Here is a 20,101-nt window from a genome sequence, read left to right on the forward strand (position 1 = left end):
TAATTTATCCAATGGAAATAAAACTTAAATGTTCAGACTACACAAAAAACTTAAACTTTAAAGAAGCTGTCAAAAATGTTTTTGATTTTAATATTGGAACCGCCTTAACAGAAGTAGTTGGAATTTCCCAATCTAAAGAAATGAAAGCATTTGAACTTTTATTCAATACATTTAAAACAACAAATACTCAACTAAAGAAAGAGTTGGGACAAGATATATTAAATAAAACTATTGGGCTTTCAGTAATATCTGCTGAATTTGAAATTGCAATTAAAAATTATTTCGAACAAGAGATTGCAATAACTAAAGATTTTTTTGAGGACATCTTAAAATACAATCCAAGTTACTTAAAAGAATCATACAAAATATTTAAACTTAATTTACGCGAATTACAAATTCCCCTACCTGTAAACTTTGAATACGAGTATTATTCTAAGTACAGAGATAATCTGGAAACAGAATTTCAAGAAAAAAGTGATTATTACAATGAATTGATTGTTTTTTTTAACAATCCTATTTTTAATCAAAATAAAACATTTGATAGACAATTAGTACACTACCGATCCATAAAAAGTTTTTTCATAAATCCTTTGCAGCCAGATATTGAAGAGTGTAAAGAGTCTTTAAAAGATCTATATATTGATCCATATTTTAAAATATATAAAAATAATACCGACTTTCGAAATGAAGATAATTTTGAAGATTTTGAATCGCCAGAATCTAAAATATCGATTCACACTTTTTTAGATAAATATTTTTTAAAAGGAATTAAATACAATGACCTGAAAGCAAATTATAATATGTTATTCTTATTAGGTCAGCCTGGACAAGGAAAAACATCATTTTGTTATAAAGTTATTTATGATTATTTAGAAAATAATTCTGGTTTACCTAAAGTTCCTCTTTATTTTATAAAAATTAGAGACTTAGTTGCAAAAGATTTTATAAATGATACATTTAATACAATTAATAAACATCTCTGTCAAAATTTATCATTCGAAGAAGACAGTTGTATAATAATTTTAGACGGATTAGATGAGGCCTATATGGCTGGAGGATTAAACGATAACGATCTAAAAAACTTATATGATAGATTAAATAAAACTACTCAACAAAATAATGATTTAAAGATTATTCTAACCTCTAGACTTAATTACCTAAGAGTCAGCGATCCATGTCTTGACAAATCGCTAGTTTGTCAGCTGGACATTCTAAGTGATGAACAAATATTATTATACGCTGAAAAATTTAAAGTCTTTTATCCTAAAAATAATTTTTTAAAAAAAATAAAGAAAATAATAAAGACGAAAAGATATATTCATATTAAAGAACTTTTACAGCAAGCTGTTTTAATATATTTTGTTGCAATAACGGATATTGATATAGATGAAAAAGATTCAAAAGCTAATCTTTATGATAAATTTTTTGATTCTTTAGCAAAAAGGAATTGGGATAAACAAAGAGGACAACTTGACTATATTAAACCAAAAGTAAAAGAAGATTATAAACTTTACACCAAATATCTACGAAGATATATTCGAAGTATTGCTTTTGAAATATATCAATCACCCAATTTATATATCACTTTAGATAAATTATCGGGATTAAATTCTACCAAACAATTCATTAAAAGATGCTTTAATGAGGACTTAGTTAAATCTCAAGAGGAAATTAAAGAAATAAACAAATATTTACTTATAAGTTTTTATTTTCAAGAAACTAATAATAAAACTAATGAAACCGCAATTGAATTTTTCCATAATTCACTATGGGAATATTTAACTGCAGAGTATATGTGGGAGGAAAATAAAAATCTATTACTAAAAAAAGAAATCGATGATGAAGATGAATACGAAAATGTTTCAAAAGATTCCTACTTTGCATTACTTAATAGATTAATAGGTCAAAAAGAGTTTGATCAAGCTATACGGTCTAATCTTTATAATATTATTGAAAGTGAAAAAAACGACATAAAAAGAAATGTTTTTAATCAATCGATAAAAATATTCTACAAACTATCAGAAGATGATTTTTTATTAGATTATTCAAGTAAAAATAACAGTTTGTCAGTATTAGAAAAATCAATTTCAATATTTAATCTATTTTGGAACTTTATTAATATATCAAAAGATAACTTTAATTTAGAAATAAATACAAATTCAAATATTAATCGCTTTTTGTTTTCATTATCAGATTTAGGAACTACAACTTTTAATTATATTAATTTTGATGGAGATTCATATTGTGCTAATGCTTTAATGCATGAAATAGTTATTAAATCAAAATTTAATGATTTCTGTAATTTTAAATATATAATGGAAAATGAAATCATAGACACAGACTTTAATTGCTGCGAATTCTATTATTGTATAATTAGACATAATGAATTTACAAATGTCAATTTTATCGAATGTAGATTTTATGATCTCAATTTTTTAGAAAGCAACTCTTTTACAAATGTTAAATTTTTGAACGTAGAAGTCCCTACTGAAGATTGGTTAGATTATTTGTTTAAAGAAAACATTCTTGACGAAATTACTAAACAGAATCACACTATTGAATCAGTTTATGAAGAAACGTTTCCAGACACTCATGAATTGAAATTTTATATTAAATATGTTGGTGATTAAAAAGTATAGAACTATTACATTAAAGATATTATGAAATAAAAAACAAAATAGCAACTCATTTCAATCGTTTGAAATCTAGGAAATATTAAAAAATCATTAGAAAAAAGACAATATATTTACAGAAAAATAGTTATTTCATAATTATATGCATGCATACTATTTTTTATGATAGTTATCATAATATTATTTATACATTAGCACTAAATTTATCGGATAATTAAAGGGAAATGAAAATAAAGATAATTGGCATTGGGAGTTATATTCCTAATTTAGAAGTAAAGAACACAGACTTTGATAAACATATTTTTTTAAATGAAGATGGAACTCCATTTGGTTACCCTAACGAAGTTGTAATTAAAAAGTTCAAAGGTATTACCGGAATTGAAAATCGTCGTTATGCAGAACCTGAATACACTGCATCTGATTTAGCATTTTTTGCAGCCGAAAAAGCAATTGCAAATGCCGGAATCGATGCTGAAACTTTAGACTACATTATTTTTGCTCACAATTTTGGTGATGTAAAAACAGGAACGCATCAAACAGATATTTTACCAAGTTTAGCTACAAGAGTTAAAAATAAATTAGCCATTAAAAACCCTAAATGTGTTGCTTATGATATTCTTTTTGGATGTCCAGGCTGGATTGAAGGAGTTTTACAAGCCAATGCTTTCATCAAATCAGGAATGGCAAAAAGAGTTTTAGTGATTGGAGCTGAAACTTTATCTAGAGTTGTTGACGATCATGATCGTGACTCAATGATCTATTCTGATGGTGCAGGTGCTTCGATTTTAGAAGCCTCTACTGATGAAGCTGGATTATTATCTTATGAAAGTGCTACTTACGCTAACGACGAAGCAAATTATCTGTATTTCGGAAAATCATATAATCCTGATTTAGATCCAGATATTAAATACATCAAAATGTACGGACGTAAAATTTACGAATTTGCCCTTAGCAATGTTCCGTGCGCTATGAAAAGCTGTTTAGATCAAAGTGGTATTGGAATTGACGAGGTTAAAAAAATCTTGATTCATCAGGCAAACGAAAAAATGGACGAAGCTATTATCGAACGTTTCTACAAATTATACGATAAAACGGCACCTAAAGATATTATGCCAATGAGCATTCACGATTTAGGAAACAGCAGTGTAGCGACAGTTCCTACTTTATACGATTTAATCCTAAAAGGAAAAATTGAAGGTCATGAAATTAATAAAGGTGATGTAATTATTTTTGCTTCTGTTGGAGCCGGAATGAATATTAATGCTTTTGTGTATCGCTGCTAAAAAAGTTTTTATATAATTTTGAGTGAAATAATCTCGCAAAGTTTATTAAACCATAAAAGTGATATAAGTTCAATTAAGTGAAAACTTAAAATATCTTATATCACTTATATGGTTATTTTTTTTTCAAAACTTTGCAACTTCGCGTCTTTTCGAGAAATGCATTCCAAACTTCTTTCAAAACACTTCTATTTCATTCCAATTAAAAAAACAAGAAAGAGGATAACTTTGTATATTTGCGCCTTTGTTGCTTAAAACATATATAATGTACGAGAAAACGTTTCCGAATAAAAGATTCAAACTTACTTTAGAATTTTTACAAAAACATGTTAACACATCAGAAGTAATTTTTGATTTTGGTGTACCCAATCCGTTTTCTAAAATAATGGAAGAAAATGGTTATAAAGTAAAAAACACAAAAGGCGAAGATTTAGACAACGATCAAACCGCTTTACAAACAGAGGAATATAGTGTTTTTACTGCTTTTGAAATTTTCGAACATTTGCTAAACCCATACACGATTTTACAAAACGTAAAATGCGATAAATTGTTAATTTCAATTCCGTTACGTTTATGGTTTTCGCCAGCATATCGTTCTAAAACTGATATGTGGGACAGACATTACCATGAATTTGAGGACTGGCAGTTAGACTGGCTTTTAGAAAAAACAGGCTGGAAAATAACAGATCGTTTACAGTTTACGCACCCAGTAAAAAAATTCGGATTCAGACCCTTATTAAGATATTTTACTCCTAGATATTATATTGTTGCTGCTGAGAGAGCCTAACGGCAAATTCCAAAAATAAAATTCCAAATTCCAAAATGGAATAAATTTCAAATTCCAATTTAAAACTGGTTAAATTAGAATTTGGAATTTTTAAAAATTGGAATTTACTTTAAGTATTGGAATTTGGAATTTTAAAAGATTGGAATTTATTTTTGAATTTAAAAAATTGGAATTTAAAATGAAGTATTACATCGTTATTCCCGCGCACAACGAGCAAGAACTTATTGGCTTGACTCTACAATCTTTGGTTTCACAGACTGTTCTGCCATCAAAAGTTGTGGTTGTAAACGATAATTCGACTGATAAAACAGAAGAAGTTGTATTGGGTTTTGCAAAGGAAAATCCGTTTATTTCTGTTGTAAACAAAACTTCAGATGCGATTCATTTACCGGGAAGTAAAGTAATTCAGGCTTTTCAGAAAGGTTTTGAAACGTTGGATTCCAATTATGACATTATTGTAAAAATAGACGGTGATTTAATTTTTCCTCCAAATTATTTTGAAACTATAATCAAACATTTCGAATCTGATCCTAAAATCGGAATGGCAGGTGGATTTTGTTACATAGATAAAAACGGTGAATGGGTTTTAGAAAACCTAACGGATAAAGACCATATCCGCGGTGCTTTAAAAGCTTATCGTGCAGCAACTTTTCAGCAGATTGGCGGCTTAAAACCTGCAATGGGCTGGGACACAGTAGATGAATTACTTTGTAAATTTTACGGTTGGAAAATTGTTACAGATGAATCTTTACATGTAAAACATTTAAAACCAACTGGCGCAAACTACAACAAAACAGCACGTTATAAACAAGGTGAAGCTTTTTATACTTTAGGCTACGGTTTCTGGATCACAGCAATTGCTTCGGCAAAACTGGCGATGATGAAGAAAAAGCCACTTCTCTTTTTAGATTATATTAATGGTTTTTTGAAAGCTAAAAAAGCTAAAACTCCCTTACTCGTTACCCAAGAACAAGCTAAATTTATTAGAAATTACCGTTTGCAAAAAATGAAACAAAAGCTTTTTTAATCTTAAAAAAAATTAAAAAACTGCCAAGTGAAACGGTAAACTGTAAACTAATCCTTAATTTAGCCAATATTTCTAAAACTTATGATGCTAATTCGTTATTTATCCCAAATAGGAAGATATTTTTTAATGCTTAAAGAAATTTTCAATAAACAGACTAAATGGCCTGTTATGAAAAATTTGATTTTCAAAGAAATCGATGATTTAATTATCGATTCTCTTGGTATCGTTTGCTTTATATCTTTTTTTATTGGAGGAGTTGTTGCCATTCAAACGGCCTTAAACTTAACCAATCCTTTAATTCCAAAATATTTAATTGGTTTTGCTACACGTCAATCTGTAATTTTAGAATTTGCCCCAACTTTTATTTCGGTAATTATGGCCGGAAAAATGGGATCTTATATTACATCAAGTATCGGTACAATGCGTGTAACGGAGCAAATTGATGCTTTAGAAGTTATGGGTGTTAATTCATTAAACTACCTTGTTTTTCCAAAAATAGTAGCTTTATTAATGTATCCTTTCGTAATCGGAATTAGTATGTTTTTGGGTGTTTTTGGTGGATGGCTTGCTTGTGCATACGGCGGATTTTCAACTAGTCAAGACTTTATTCAAGGTGCTCAAATGGAATTTATTCCGTTTCACATTACATATGCTTTTATTAAAACTTTAATATTTGCAATGTTATTGGCTACTATTCCCTCTTTTCATGGATATTATATGAAAGGCGGTGCACTTGAAGTTGGTAGAGCCAGTACGGTATCGTTTGTATGGACATCTGTTTGTATCATTCTTTTTAATTATATACTAACTCAATTATTATTAGGATAATGATAGAAGTAAAAAACATAGAAAAATCATTTGGTGACAGTAAGGTTTTAAAAGGTGTTTCGACAGTTTTTGAATCTGGCAAAACCAACTTGATTATTGGACAAAGTGGATCTGGAAAAACCGTTTTATTAAAGACTTTATTAGGGATTCATACGCCAGATTCAGGCACAATTGAGTTTGACGGAAGAGTTTATTCTGAATTAAATCCAGATGAAAAAAGAGAACTAAGAACTGAAATTGGAATGGTTTTTCAAGGAAGTGCCTTATTCGACTCTATGACTGTTGAAGAGAATGTTGCTTTTCCTTTAAAGATGTTTACCAATGATAATAAAGCAAAAATCAAAGAAAGAGTTGATTTTGTATTAGAAAGAGTAAATCTAGTTGAAGCGCATAAAAAACTGCCTTCAGAGATTTCGGGAGGTATGCAGAAACGTGTTGCGATTGCGCGTGCAATTGTAAACAATCCAAAATATTTGTTTTGTGATGAGCCAAACTCAGGTTTAGATCCAAACACTTCGACATTGATTGACAACCTTATTAAGGAAATTACAGAAGAATACAACATCACAACTGTAATTAACACACACGATATGAATTCTGTAATGGAAATTGGAGAGAACATCGTTTTCTTGAAAAAAGGTGTAAAAGCTTGGCAGGGAACTAAGGAAGAAATTTTCGTAACCGACAATAAAGATATTGTCAAATTTGTTTACTCTTCTAACTTGTTTAAAAAAGTTAGAGAAGCTTATTTGAAAGGCTAGATCTTTTTAAATTCCAATAAAAAAAATACAAATTCCAATAACTGGAAGTTCAATAAAAATTCCAACTGTTCAAATTGGAATTTGGGATTTTTATTGAGTTTCTTAAATTGGAATTTGGAATTTTTTTATTAGAATTTCATGCGAATTGGAATTTGGAATTTTTTTATTGGAATTTCATCCCGAGGCTTCGGGAATGGATTTTCTCCCAAGGCTTCGGGATTGAAATTTAACTCATCAGCTCTACTTCCGCATTTGGATTAAAAAGATACGTTTTTCCAGAGCTTATTTCGATACATTCAAAACGTTTAGTTCTTACGGCCAGTTTCTTGAATACTTTTCCGTTTTTGATTCTGAAAACACTTCCAAAAGGGATTTCAAAAACATAATTCTTATCGTTGTCCGCATCGAATTGTTTTAATGCCAAAGACAAAGTGGTATCGGTATCACTGCTTGCCGAAGGGTTTTTAAAATGTCTGGCCAATAAAGGCAATATCTGACTTGGAAATATTTCCGGCCTGATAAACGGCACCATCAAACGCTGAAAAGTATATTTCCATTCGTTCCCGTGAGGTTTTATATTTCGCCCAAATTTTTCAAAAGCTACTAAATGTGCAATCTCATGAATCAGCGTAATCATGAACCTATATTTATTCAAGCTTGCATTAACCGTAATTTCATGTTTACCGTTTGGCCCTCTTCTATAATCACCATGACGCGTCTGACGTTCGTTTACAATTTTCAAGTGTACCTGATTGGCCACTATCAAATCAAAAACGGGTTTTACCGCATATTCGGGAATATATTTAGCTAAAGTTTCGCTCAAGATAATGTAGTTTGATTAACTCAAAAATACTTCGAAATATATTTTATAAAGTTAAATATTTAAAATATTGACTGTTAACGTCTTTTTTAATCTCACCAGCTGCATCAAAAAACGCATTTCGTTTGGCTTCTCTGGCTTTTACTCCTTCTTCAATACTTCTTACTTTACCTTCTTGGTATTTTAAAGCATATGCTTTTTGAATATATTCTAAACTGCTTTTCGGATTGTTTAAAAGTTCAAAACTAGACGCGATATTGATATAACAAGCCCACAAAGCTGCTTTTTGTCCTTTATCCTTTTCATCTAATTCTTTTGAGTATTGATTCATTTTTAGAATAAAATCGGTAAAAACCTTTTTCTTGTTTAGAAAATTTTCATAATTCTTTAAACGTGTTTCATCCTGAAAACGTTTTGATTCGTCTTTTATTACTAAACTATTTTTTTCGATAAATTCTCCATTCGAAGCAATAAGAGCATCATCTAAAATTGGTTCTGCCTTTCCTTTAGACCATTGTTCAAGAACATCAACATCTTGGTTTAATTTAAGAAAAATTGGGTTTTTATCTTCCTTAGAAATTCTTGAAAAATAATAACTGTCTTGATAATATTCAATATCAACCCAAGAGACTAATCTTACTCTTGTATTTTGTTGAATATTTTTAACCAATTGATTATAAAGTAAATCCCTGTCAATATTTGCAGTTAAGTAATTGACCATTTCGCCTCTGGTTTTACCAGCAACTTTAAAACCTTCAAAGCTACCAGAAACATTAGTCTGCTCTTTAACGTTAAATGATTTTTCCATCACTACTTCCTTGCTCAGACTGTTTATTATTTTGTACACTGCATCATATCTATAAAATATCTCATATGAAAACGGAAGTTCATTAGTCGTTGTTTCTTTAATATTCGCTGTGTAAGCAATATTTTTTATGGAAACATCTAAAATAAAATGATCTTTAGATTCAGCATCTCTTTGTGTATAACCCAATTCCATTATAGTTGGAATGTGATGCCCTTTAAGATCTGGTTCGGTATCCGTACCAATGATAGATCTCAGTAAATCTTTTTCTTTAAAAAACTCATTATAAGACAATGGCGGACGAGTTCCTTTTTTTTCTCCATCGATAAATACAGTTATTAAATCTGGAGAAAGATGTAATTTAACTCCGTAGCTATAATATCCCGCTGGAATATAGTTTTCTGGAAAAGCATAATTGTAAAAACTTAAAACCTGAGATTTGTATGACTGTGCAGCCATTTTCATATTGAAAGAAACAAAGAATAAGGAAACTAAAAGAATAGTAATTTTTCTTTTCATAGAGTAGATTTATTTGATTTGGGTTAAAAACAGTAATCTTAATTACGGATTCGTAGATGAAACTTCTAGCACCTTTCCGTTAAAATATTTATTTCCATTCAATGTAAAATCATAAATATAAGTTGCCATTCCTTCTGCAGAAATTGGTGCCTGATACCCTGGGAAAGCTTCATGCAGCATTTCAGTCTGAACAGAACCTAAAGCCAATACATTAAACGAAATACCTTGTTCTTTATATTCTTCTGCTAATAACTCGCTCAAAGTAATTACAGCACCTTTACTTGAGCTGTAAGCTGCAAGTCCTGCAAATTTAAGACTCCCGCGAACGCCTCCAATTGAACTGATCGTAACAACATGACTGCCGCTTTGTAAATACGGAAGACAAATTCTGGTAAGATTTGCAACTGCAAAAACATTCACTTTGTAAATACTTTCAAAATCAGCCTGCGTAGTTTCTGCAAAAGGTTTTAAAAGTAAAGCGCCTGCATTGTGTACAACTGCATCAACTTTTTTCCATGTTGAAGAAAGAAAATGATCTACTTCTTCCAAAGCCTTTTCATCTGCTAAATCAATTGATAAACAAGTTACATTTTGGTGTTCCAAAAGTATTTTAGGTATTTTTCTTGAAATGGCTAAAACCTGATTTCCTGCATTTGCAAATTGCAGTGCAAGCTCATAACCTATTCCTCTACTCGTTCCGGTAACAATAATATTTTTCATGAAGCAAAAATAATCAAATGCAGTAAAACGACCTCTTATTTATTCATGGTAATTTCTTGTGTCGGCGTAACTGCAATTTTTGTTACTGCTGGTAATAAATCTTGGGTGAATGAAGTAATATGTGGAATATCCATTAGCTTGAACTCATCTGAAACATGGTGATAGAAATCAAAATTCTCAAAATCGAAAGTACTTAGGGATTGACATGGTTTACCAAAAGCTTCAAAGAATGAATAATTATCAGATCTGTAAAACAATTTATATTCTGCTTCTTTTGGTAAAAATCCAATCGTATTTTTTCCTGTGTATTCGTTTATTTTTGATGCCATATTCGATTTGTCAAAACCTGTAATGTACGCTAGATAATCTCTTTTCATTGGCACACCGATCATTTCGATATTTAATTGCGTGTAAAGATTAAAATCTTCTTTTTTTAATTTCTGAACTAAACTTTTTGAACCTAAGAGTCCTTTTTCTTCTCCTGCAAAAAACACGATTAGTATACTTCTTTTGTTTGCTTTAGTTGAACTGAAATATTTTGCCATTGCTGCTACAGAAGTAACACCAGAAGCATCATCATTGGCACCATTATTTATTTTATCAGCTTGTTCTTTTTTCTCAACACCAATATGATCATAATGCGCGCTTAAAACGACAAATTCTTTTTTTAGTTCTGGATCTGTGCCTTCTATTACTCCAACAATATTAAAAGCTGGGGTTTTAAAGTTCGTCAAAGTATCACGATACGTTTTGAAGTAAGGCTTGACATTGTTTTTCTTTAGAAAATCTTCTAAAAAAACAGCTGCTTTTTCAATTCCCTTAGTTCCCGTTTCACGTCCTTCCAATTCATCTGAAGAAAGATATTTTAAGAAATCTGAAATTTCAGTTTCGCTGACTTTGTAATTTACTACAATTGGTTTCGAATTGGATTGAGCATCTTTATCGCTTGTAGTTGTGGTGCTTGATTTACATGCTAAGAAAATAAAAGGAAGCAAAAAGTATAGTTTTTTCATAATGGCTGGTGTTTGATTTTAAATTGAGTGACAACAAAATGATGCTTAAAAGTATAAACTTATGAAAAGTAATAGAATATTCATAAAAAAACCCTTTCAAACTACAAAGCTGAAAGGGTTTTGAATATAATTTAGTAAAAAACTATCCTGCAATAACTGATCTAGAAATTACAATTTTTTGAATTTCTGAGGTTCCTTCGTAAATCTGAGTGATTTTTGCATCACGCATCATACGCTCTACGTGGTATTCTTTTACATATCCATTTCCACCGTGAATTTGAACTGCTTCTACCGCAGTATCCATTGCAACCTGTGAAGCGAATAGTTTTGCCATTGCGCCGCTTACGTCGTAATTTTTATGCTGATCTTTATCCCAAGCTGCTTTCATACACAAATGACGTGCTGCTTCGATATTAACAGCCATATCTGCCAATTTAAAAGCAATTGCTTGGTGGTTACAAATCTCTGTTCCAAATGCTTTACGCTCTCTAGAATATTTCAAAGCCAATTCATAAGCTCCAGAAGCAATTCCTAACGCTTGAGAAGCAATACCAATTCTACCACCTGCAAGAGTTTTCATGGCAAATTTAAATCCAAAACCATCTTCACCGATTCTGTTTTCTTTTGGAACTTTTACATCAGAAAACATTAGAGAGTGCGTATCAGATCCACGAATTCCCATTTTTTGTTCTTTTGGTCCAACAGAGAAACCTGGCATATCTTTAGTCATAATCAAAGCATTGATACCTTTATGCTTTAATTCAGGATGCGTTTGTGCAATTACTAAATAAACCGAAGCGGTATTTCCGTTCGTAATCCAGTTTTTAGTTCCATTTACTACATAATGGTCACCCATATCAATTGCAGTAGTTTTTTGCGAAGTTGCATCACTTCCTGCTTCAGGCTCGCTCAAACAGAATGCACCGTGAATTTCTCCAGAAGCCAGACCTGGTAAATATTTTTGTTTTTGTTCTTCAGTTCCATATTCTTGTAATCCCCAGCAAACTAGAGAATTGTTTACAGACATTACAACAGAAGCAGATGCGTCTACTTTAGAAATTTCTTCCATTGCAATAACATAAGAAATAGTATCCAAACCACTTCCACCGTATTTAGGATCAACCATCATTCCCATAAACCCTAATTCTCCCATTTTCTTTACTTGCTCTGTTGGAAAAATTTGTTTTTCGTCGCGTTCAATAACTCCTGGCAGTAATTCATTTTGAGCAAAATCTCTTGCTGCCTGCTGAATCATTAAATGTTCTTCGGTAAGATTAAAATCCATAGTAATTTACTTTAATTGTTTTTTCAACCAAAAAATTGTTTAGTTGATAGTTTGTTAGTTTAGTTTTTTGTGTTTTTCGGGGCCTTATTTTTAAGTCAAAGGCTTTCAAAGATACTTTTTAAAAGTCAGTTTTACAATGCATGCATATAAAATTAATAGATCAACAAAGATTACGATAACGTTTTCGTGATAATTTAGGTTTTCTTTTAAATCAACATTAATATTGCAGCAAAATTTCTAAATTTTAAGAATCTAATTTTATCTTTTCTGAGCGTTAAAAACTAAAAAATCATCGTAAATTTTCAATTTCAACATTAAACAAATCTTAAATTGCGTAAAACTACGTAAAATAACTCTTACTAATTTGATTTTTAATACAATAGAAAAATTAGTTGTAAAATTTTCAAGAAAAAAACATGCTGTAAATGAGCTAAATATTGATAATTTAACATTATTTTTGCCCAAAAAATAAATAATTGATAGAACATGAAAAAGATTTTACTATTACTTACACTCCTTTTAAGCTTACAATTTTCGACCGTTTCGGCGCAGACTCAAATCGATGTTAATGGCGTAACAGTTCCTAGAAAAATAGAATTTCAAGGCAAAACTTTACAACTTAATGGAGCTGGCGGAAGATCAAAAATGTGGTTAGAAGTTTATGTGCAAGCATTATATTTATCTCAACTAAGTCAAGACCCACAATTTATTATCGACAGCGATACAGAAATGGCTATTAGAATCGAAATCACCTCTTCAATGGTTTCTTCTAATAAACTAACTAAGGCCATGAATGCTGGTTTTGAAAAATCTGCCGGAGACAATCTTGGAGAATTACGTCCTAGAATTGAAACCTTTAAAAGCTATTTGAGCGATGCAATTACAGAAAAAGATGTATTTATATTAGCTTACAATCCGTTGGACCAAACGATAAATGTTTTTAAAAATGAGGTTTTAAAAGGGAAAATCCAGGGATTTGATTTCAAAAAAGCTTTATTTGGAATCTGGCTATCTAACAAACCTGTAGATGAAACTTTAAAAAAGAATTTATTAGGAATGTAATTTTCTAAAACATCATACAATACAAAGCCGAAAGCAATTTGTTTTCGGCTTTCTTTTTTGTTTTATATATTTGACTCGGAATACATTATTCGCATTATTCTATTTTATACATTTACGCAAAATAAACATATCACAACAAAATGAAAGATTTATTACAACAATTTGAAAACAAGTCACCTGAAATTGTTTTCAATTGGAAAGATTCAGAAACAGAAGCCGAAGGGTGGACTGTTATTAATTCACTTCGTGGAGGAGCTGCGGGTGGAGGAACAAGAATGAGAAAAGGTCTAGACATGAATGAAGTTTTGTCTTTGGCTAAAACTATGGAAGTTAAATTCTCTGTTTCCGGCCCTGCAATTGGCGGTGCTAAATCTGGAATAAATTTTGACCCGAACGATCCTCGCAAAAAAGGTGTTTTACAGCGTTGGTACAAAGCGGTTTCTCCTTTATTGAAAAGTTATTACGGAACTGGAGGAGATTTAAATGTTGATGAAATCCATGAAGTAATTCCAATGACAGAAGAATGCGGTGTATGGCATCCGCAGGAAGGTGTTTTCAACGGACATTTTAAACCAACAGAAGCTGATAAAATCAACAGAATTGGTCAGTTGCGTCAAGGTGTAATTAAGGTAATCGAAAATCCAAAATTCTCACCAGATGTAACAAGAAAATATACAGTAGCAGATATGATTACTGGTTTTGGTGTTGCAGAAGCAGTTCGTCATTTTTATGCAACTTATGGCGGTGATATAAAAGGTAAAAAAGCAATCGTTCAAGGTTTTGGAAATGTAGGTTCTGCTGCAGCTTTTTATTTAGCTGAAATGGGAGCGAAAGTTATCGGAATTATTGATCGTGACGGAGGATTAATTAAAGAAGATGGTTTTTCTTTTGAGGAAATCAGAACTTTATTCCTAAATAAAGATGGAAATAAATTGGTTGCCGAAAATATGATTCCGTTTGAAGAAATTAATTCTAAAATCTGGACAATTGGCGCAGAAATTTTCACGCCTTGTGCTGCTTCAAGATTGGTTACTCATGCTCAAATTGACAGTTTAATTGCAAACGGACTGGAAGTTATTTCTTGTGGTGCGAATGTTCCTTTTGCTGATAAAGAAATCTTCTTCGGTTCGATCATGGAAGAAGTAGATCATAAAGTAAGTTTGATTCCTGATTTCATTTCAAACTGCGGAATGGCGAGAGTTTTTGCTTATTTCATGGAGAAAAAAGTACAAATGACAGATGAGGCTATCTTTAACGATACTTCAGAAATTATAAAAAATGCGATCGTAAAAGCTCACGCTTTGAATTCGTCTAAAACAAATATCAGTGCAACAGCTTTCGAAATTGCATTGAAACAGTTAGTGTAATTTTATTTTATACTTTTGCTACAAACGAGCCGAATAGTAATTCGGCTCGTTTTTTTTGTTTTAATGGCAAGGAACGCTAATTTATTTCTCGCAAAGGCGCAGAGGCGCAAAGTTTTTCATTTTTAAGTTTCTTTGCGACTTTGTGACTTTGTGACTTTGTGACTTTGTGACTTTGCGAGATTTAAAAAATAACCAACTTTGCGCACCTTGCGTAAACCTTTGCTCGCTTTGCGGTTAAACAACAAGCAGATTTTTAACGCTAAGTGCGCGAAGTTACTTTAATTCAGAGCGCAAGCAAGATCTAGATATTAAGTCCGCAAAGCTATTTGCAGATAAACTTTGCGAACTTTTAATCTAAATATTTACTCAAATTTAGGACAAATAAAAATTTGCGTTTCTTTGGGTAAAACCTAGCGTGCTTTGCGTTATAATTAATTTAAAAAATCTTAGCGCTCTTTGCGGTTAAATCTCGCCTTACACTTTCATTCTAAACAATTTTTAGTACTTTTAAACGTTTTTAAATAATACATTTCAAAATTCAGAATCAAAATGAGTTCCACTATTTCTTCAGATCAAAAGAAATCATTACTACTCACTACAGCTATATATGCGGTAATAATTTTATTGCTTTTTTTTATACGTTTTTGGCCTCCCTATAATCCAGAAAACAATGTTGCACTTGCTGACGGTGGTGGTGGCGGTGGCGGCGTAACCGTAAATTTTGGTGACAGCGATGTAGGTTCTGGAGCTAATTTTAAAAGTGAGGTTCTGGATGTAAAAAACAATGCAAAACAAGCGCCTGCAAAATCGACTCCTGAAGAGGAAGCGATTGTTACTCAAGAAAATGCTGTCCCTGATAAAACTGACGTTGTAATTCCGACAAAAGAAAAACCAAAGAAACCTGTTCCGGTTGAAAAACCAATTACAAAACCTGCTCCTGAAAAACCTAAAGTTTCTAATTCAACCAACGATGCATTGGCGAGTATTATGAAAGGCTCTAATAAAGGCGGCGATGGAGATGATAAGGCATCTGGAAATAAAGGAAAAGCAAACGGAAGCTTAAACTCTAACGGATATTACGGTTCTGGAGGCTCTGGCGGAGGAACTGGCGGCGGTAACGGAACTGGAAATGGTATTGGTACCGGAAGCGGCTACGGAGCTGGAAGCGGCGGTGGTTCTGGCGGCGGATCGGGTTATTCTTTAAATGGCCGAAAAGCATTGTCTAAACCTAAACCAAATAGTGATTGTAGCAACGAAACAGGGACTGTAGTGGTACAAATTACCGTTGATAAAAGCGGAAATACTATTAGTGCCGTTCCTGGATTCAAAGGAACTACAATTACAGCTAAATGTTTAAGAGAACAGGCTAAAATGGCTGCTTTGAATACCAAATGGGATGCTGACAGCAATGCTCCAGCAAAACAAACCGGAACGATTACTTATAATTTCAGTTTGAATTAAAACACAGATTTACACTAATTAATTACCATAAAAAAAGGTTTTCTAAAATTTAGAAAGCCTTTTTATTTTTATCCAGTTTGTTTCGACCAAAGGGAGAAATCACACGCGGGATTCGACAAAGATTGGAGAAAAAATTTGCAGAGTTTCTTGTGTGATTTCTCCCTTCTGTCGAAATGACAAGATTGTGGAAAACTGAAAGTGACACTGCAAACTAAAACTCAAAACTGAGACTGAAAACTGAGACTGAAAACTGAAACTGAAAACTGAGACTGAAAACTGAGACTGAGACTAAAAACTGCGCACGCGTGAGGGATAGAAGCTAGCTACCGAAGTAGCGCGTATAGCCCGACCGCAATAAAAAAATGGGCGAATCAACGTTATGCTGATTGGCCCATTTTTTTATTGTGGTCACGCCCTAATAATTATTCTTATTTTGGAGTTGTTGCGATTACAAATTTCAAGTTGTTCTTTACTCCTATCTGCAAAACATCGACAAGGTCTTGAACCTGCAGATTAAACGGAATTCGAACTACAACTGTTTGTTCTTTGTCTGCGCCAATTTTATTCATTAAAGTAGCTTCCAACTCTTCAAACGGAACAGGTTGTTTGTCGATATAGAACTGCTTATCTTCTGTAACTGATAAACTAATTAATTGCTTATTGGTTTTTTCATTAGATTTCGCTTTTGGCAATGTCATCTTAATAACATTCGGATTTGCCAGCGTTGAGATAATTAAGAAAAATAACAACAGGAAAAACATAATGTCGCTCAAAGATGAAGTCGCTACTTCGGCGTGAAATCTTCTTTTTCTTTTAATAGACATATCTTACGCTCTTTGAATTATATTGACAAATTCTAAAATCTGTTTCTGGATTTTTAAAGCAAAATCATCAATCTTTCCGTTTAATAAGTGGTAAGCACTATAAGCAATAATACCCACAATTAATCCTGAACCAGAACTAATCATTTTTTCATATAAACCTCCAGAGATGTTTCCGATACTAATATTTTCTGTAACCGAAATGCTGTAGAAAATTTTAATTACCCCAGAAATAGTTCCAATAAAACCTAAAGTTGGCGCAATACCTGCGATAAGTCCAAGATGACCTAAATGTCTTTCCATTTCGCCAATTTCGATATCTGCTGCGCGATCCATATTTGATTCTATTTCGGCAATTGGTCTTCCGATTACTAAAACGCCTTCTTTTAAGATATTTCCAGCGGCAGTATTACTTCTTTCAACAATTGTTCTTGCTAATTCAATATTTCCAGAATGTAATTTATCTCCAACATCCTGCATTAATCTGCCGTCAATTTTTGAAGCTCGGCTGATGTACATATAGCGTTCAAAGATTAGGTAAATAGTGTAAAACAATAAAATCGCAATTGGAATAAGGAAGACTCCACCTTTCATAATAAAGCCAAACATTGAAATTTCATTTTCTGGAGCTATCTTTTCGATAACTACATTTGAAGCCTGTGCGATCGTATCTGTTTGTAATTGAATAAAACTAAACATATATTAATTCTGGTTTTTAATAATTAATTCTAAAAAATATTTGAAATTTGCAATAAAGATAATTTTCGCTGTAATATTAAACTACAAAAATCGAAATTTATTTCAATCGACAACTATTTTATCTAAAATAAATGAACTATCAAGATACTACCGAGTGGATGTTTAATCAGCTCCCAATGTACCAATTGCAAGGTGCTTCAGCATACAAAGAAGATTTAACCAATATTAAATTATTGGCGGCTCATCTTGGCAATCCTCAAAGTGAGCTGCAATGCATTCATGTTGCGGGAACAAACGGAAAAGGATCTACGTCGCATATGTTATCTTCTGTTTTACAGGAAGCAGGTTACAAGGTTGGATTGTATACTTCTCCACACTTAAAAGACTTTAGGGAAAGGATTAAAATTGATGGAAAAGAAATCTCGGAAGATTTTGTTTGCGAATTTATAGCAAAGCACAAATCGTTTTTTGAAGCAAATGATATGAGTTTCTTCGAAATGTCTGTTGGTTTGGCTTTTGATTATTTTGCTGCTGAAAAAGTCGATATTGCAATTATCGAAGTCGGCCTTGGCGGAAGGCTTGATGCGACAAATATTATTACGCCTTTGGTTTCTGTCATTACCAATATCGGTTTAGACCACACGCAGTTTTTAGGAAATACATTGGAGGCAATTGCAGGCGAAAAAGCAGGAATTATAAAACCAAATATTCCTGTTGTTATTGGCGAATATACCGAAGAAACAAAACCTGTGTTTTTGGCTAAAGCCGAAGAAAATGAAGCGCCAATTTCTTTTGCTTCCGATTTAATCGGAGAAATTTATTTATCAGACTTACTTGGAGATTATCAATTTCATAATAAGAAAACAGTTCAGCAGACTATTTCCATTCTGAACAATCAAACCGATTTTAAAATTTCGACTGAACAATTGAAAGAAGGTTTATTGCATGTTGTAAAAAATACTGGACTACAAGGAAGATGGCAGCAATTGGGCGAAAATCCGAAAATTATTTGCGATACAGCACACAACAAACACGGCTTAGAAGTTGTAATGAATCAGCTTCAAAAAGAAGAATTTGAACAACTGCATATTGTTCTTGGTGTTGTGAATGATAAAGATCTGGATTCAATTTTACCATTATTCCCGAAAAATGCACATTATTATTTCTGCAGTCCAAATTCTTCAAGGGGTTTGCCTGCCGAAATTTTAAAAAATGCAGCTGAAAAATTCAGTTTGAATGGAGAAAAATACGATTCGGTTGAAATCGCTTTCGCGGAAGCAAAGAAAAATGCCTCGGAAAAAGATTTTATTTATGTTGGCGGAAGTACTTTTGTAGTTGCCGAACTGCCTTTGAACTAAAATATACTTTTGATATACATAAAACTTCAAAAAAATCATTTTAATAACAAATTCATAAACAGCGAGATATAAATTATTTTAAAAAAAGTTTTATTTTTTCTTCAAATTTCTTTGCAGAACTCGAAAACAAGCGTATATTTGCACTCGCAATCACAAACGATAGCAACCTAGTAAAATAGGGCGATTAGCTCAGCTGGTTCAGAGCACCTCGTTTACACCGAGGGGGTCGGGGGTTCGAACCCCTCATCGCCCACCAAGAAACTCCTTAAGAAATTAAGGAGTTTTTTTATGTTCTATTATTTATTTAAAAAATTCGTCAAAAGTTTCTTTTTTAGATTTTTGATACTTTTCAATATACGCATCTAAAAAACGGATCAGGTGCAAAAGTTGGGGATTAAGCAAAAAGATTAGATAATCTGAATAAGAAGAAATCTATTTTTCTGACTCCTCTAAATTGCGATCTAAAAGCTTTTACTTTTGCATTGAAAGATTCTGCTGAAGCATTAGTACTTCTGTTATCAAAATAATTTAAGATTGACTGGTAGTTAAAAGAAATGGTATTAAGTAGGATATTGAAGTTTTTGAAACCTGATTCCTCTACATTTCTATACCAATGGGCCAGTTTTGTCATGGCAATATGTTTATCGTTGTTATTGTTATAAATTCCTCGGAGTTGTTGACTTAGATTGTAAGCTTTCTTTAGATCGGGATATAACTCAAATAAAAGCTGAGCTCTTTCATTTTGGCTTTGAGTCCATTTTTCGCGAGATTTATAAAGTAAATATCTGCTTCTGGCTAATAACTGTTTTACGGAATCTCCGTTGATTAAAAGCTTGGGAATGTATGTTTTGTTTT

At 32.0% G+C, this 20,101-nt stretch carries 18 protein-coding genes and 1 tRNA gene; 11 read left to right on the forward strand and 8 right to left on the reverse strand.

What is annotated here, in order from left to right:
• Positions 1-11 precede the first annotated feature (11 nt).
• The 6 genes from BSF42_RS07245 to BSF42_RS07270 all read left to right on the forward strand — a co-directional run bounded on the left by BSF42_RS07245 (position 12) and on the right by BSF42_RS07270 (position 7,316).
• Positions 12-2,630, forward strand: a complete 2,619-nt coding sequence (locus BSF42_RS07245; RefSeq protein ID WP_095952405.1) for an NACHT domain-containing NTPase — start codon at positions 12-14, stop codon at positions 2,628-2,630.
• Between the two features lie 227 nt (positions 2,631-2,857).
• The gene (locus BSF42_RS07250; protein ID WP_095952406.1) at positions 2,858-3,916 is read left to right on the forward strand and encodes a 3-oxoacyl-ACP synthase III family protein; all 1,059 of its coding nucleotides are present in this window, start codon (positions 2,858-2,860) and stop codon (positions 3,914-3,916) included.
• 262 nt (positions 3,917-4,178) lie between these two features.
• The gene (locus tag BSF42_RS07255) at positions 4,179-4,700 is read left to right on the forward strand and encodes a methyltransferase (RefSeq protein ID WP_095952407.1); all 522 of its coding nucleotides are present in this window, start codon (positions 4,179-4,181) and stop codon (positions 4,698-4,700) included.
• A 178-nt stretch (positions 4,701-4,878) separates the two neighbouring features.
• Positions 4,879-5,727: a glycosyltransferase family 2 protein gene (locus tag BSF42_RS07260; protein WP_095952450.1), complete on the forward strand. Its 849-nt coding sequence runs from the start codon at positions 4,879-4,881 to the stop codon at positions 5,725-5,727.
• A gap of 81 nt (positions 5,728-5,808) precedes the next feature.
• The gene (locus BSF42_RS07265) at positions 5,809-6,555 is read left to right on the forward strand and encodes an ABC transporter permease (RefSeq protein ID WP_095952408.1); all 747 of its coding nucleotides are present in this window, start codon (positions 5,809-5,811) and stop codon (positions 6,553-6,555) included.
• Positions 6,555-7,316 carry an ABC transporter ATP-binding protein gene (locus BSF42_RS07270; RefSeq protein ID WP_095952409.1) on the forward strand — a complete coding sequence of 254 codons (762 nt, stop codon included), beginning with the start codon at positions 6,555-6,557 and terminating at the stop codon, positions 7,314-7,316. The genes BSF42_RS07265 and BSF42_RS07270 overlap by 1 nt, the downstream gene beginning before the upstream one ends.
• A 226-nt stretch (positions 7,317-7,542) precedes the next feature.
• On the opposite strand, the gene BSF42_RS07275 is transcribed toward BSF42_RS07270, so the two are convergent.
• The 5 genes from BSF42_RS07275 to BSF42_RS07295 form a co-directional block, all read right to left on the reverse strand.
• Positions 7,543-8,139, reverse strand: a complete 597-nt coding sequence (locus BSF42_RS07275; protein WP_095952410.1) for a SprT-like domain-containing protein — start codon at positions 8,137-8,139, stop codon at positions 7,543-7,545.
• Between the two features lie 43 nt (positions 8,140-8,182).
• Positions 8,183-9,460, reverse strand: coding sequence for a hypothetical protein (locus tag BSF42_RS07280; protein WP_095952411.1), 1,278 nt, complete (start codon positions 9,458-9,460; stop codon positions 8,183-8,185).
• A gap of 42 nt (positions 9,461-9,502) precedes the next feature.
• A complete protein-coding gene (locus BSF42_RS07285; protein ID WP_095952412.1) occupies positions 9,503-10,180 on the reverse strand; it encodes an SDR family oxidoreductase in 678 nt (225 codons plus the stop codon).
• Between the two features lie 35 nt (positions 10,181-10,215).
• Positions 10,216-11,193 carry a M28 family peptidase gene (locus tag BSF42_RS07290; protein ID WP_095952413.1) on the reverse strand — a complete coding sequence of 326 codons (978 nt, stop codon included), beginning with the start codon at positions 11,191-11,193 and terminating at the stop codon, positions 10,216-10,218.
• A gap of 142 nt (positions 11,194-11,335) precedes the next feature.
• Positions 11,336-12,478: an acyl-CoA dehydrogenase gene (locus tag BSF42_RS07295; protein WP_095952414.1), complete on the reverse strand. Its 1,143-nt coding sequence runs from the start codon at positions 12,476-12,478 to the stop codon at positions 11,336-11,338.
• 486 nt (positions 12,479-12,964) lie between these two features.
• Between BSF42_RS07295 and BSF42_RS07305 the strand changes: the two genes are divergently transcribed.
• From BSF42_RS07305 to BSF42_RS07315, 3 genes are all read left to right on the forward strand, one after another.
• Positions 12,965-13,540, forward strand: coding sequence for a chalcone isomerase family protein (locus tag BSF42_RS07305; protein WP_095952416.1), 576 nt, complete (start codon positions 12,965-12,967; stop codon positions 13,538-13,540).
• A gap of 140 nt (positions 13,541-13,680) precedes the next feature.
• Positions 13,681-14,907, forward strand: a complete 1,227-nt coding sequence (locus BSF42_RS07310) for a Glu/Leu/Phe/Val dehydrogenase dimerization domain-containing protein (RefSeq protein ID WP_095952417.1) — start codon at positions 13,681-13,683, stop codon at positions 14,905-14,907.
• Positions 14,908-15,456: 549 nt separating this feature from the next.
• Positions 15,457-16,368 carry a hypothetical protein gene (locus BSF42_RS07315; RefSeq protein ID WP_095952418.1) on the forward strand — a complete coding sequence of 304 codons (912 nt, stop codon included), beginning with the start codon at positions 15,457-15,459 and terminating at the stop codon, positions 16,366-16,368.
• Positions 16,369-16,796: 428 nt separating this feature from the next.
• Here the strand turns inward: BSF42_RS07315 and BSF42_RS07320 are convergent, their stop codons facing one another.
• Entirely contained in the window at positions 16,797-17,192 is a 396-nt protein-coding gene (locus BSF42_RS07320; protein ID WP_095952419.1) for a biopolymer transporter ExbD, read from the reverse strand.
• Positions 17,193-17,195: 3 nt separating this feature from the next.
• Positions 17,196-17,888 carry a MotA/TolQ/ExbB proton channel family protein gene (locus BSF42_RS07325; RefSeq protein WP_095952420.1) on the reverse strand — a complete coding sequence of 231 codons (693 nt, stop codon included), beginning with the start codon at positions 17,886-17,888 and terminating at the stop codon, positions 17,196-17,198.
• Positions 17,889-18,019: 131 nt separating this feature from the next.
• Between BSF42_RS07325 and BSF42_RS07330 the strand changes: the two genes are divergently transcribed.
• Complete coding sequence (locus BSF42_RS07330; protein ID WP_095952421.1) at positions 18,020-19,246, forward strand: folylpolyglutamate synthase/dihydrofolate synthase family protein; 1,227 nt, start codon at positions 18,020-18,022, stop codon at positions 19,244-19,246.
• Between the two features lie 178 nt (positions 19,247-19,424).
• Positions 19,425-19,502: transfer RNA gene (locus tag BSF42_RS07335), tRNA-Val, on the forward strand.
• 138 nt (positions 19,503-19,640) lie between these two features.
• On the opposite strand, the gene BSF42_RS07340 is transcribed toward BSF42_RS07335, so the two are convergent.
• On the reverse strand, positions 19,641-20,101 hold a 461-nt coding region (locus BSF42_RS07340; protein WP_253251005.1), incomplete at its 5' end, for a transposase.

The sequence above is a fragment of the Flavobacterium sp. ACN6 genome (genome assembly GCF_002304005.1).
GTDB lineage: Bacteria > Bacteroidota > Bacteroidia > Flavobacteriales > Flavobacteriaceae > Flavobacterium.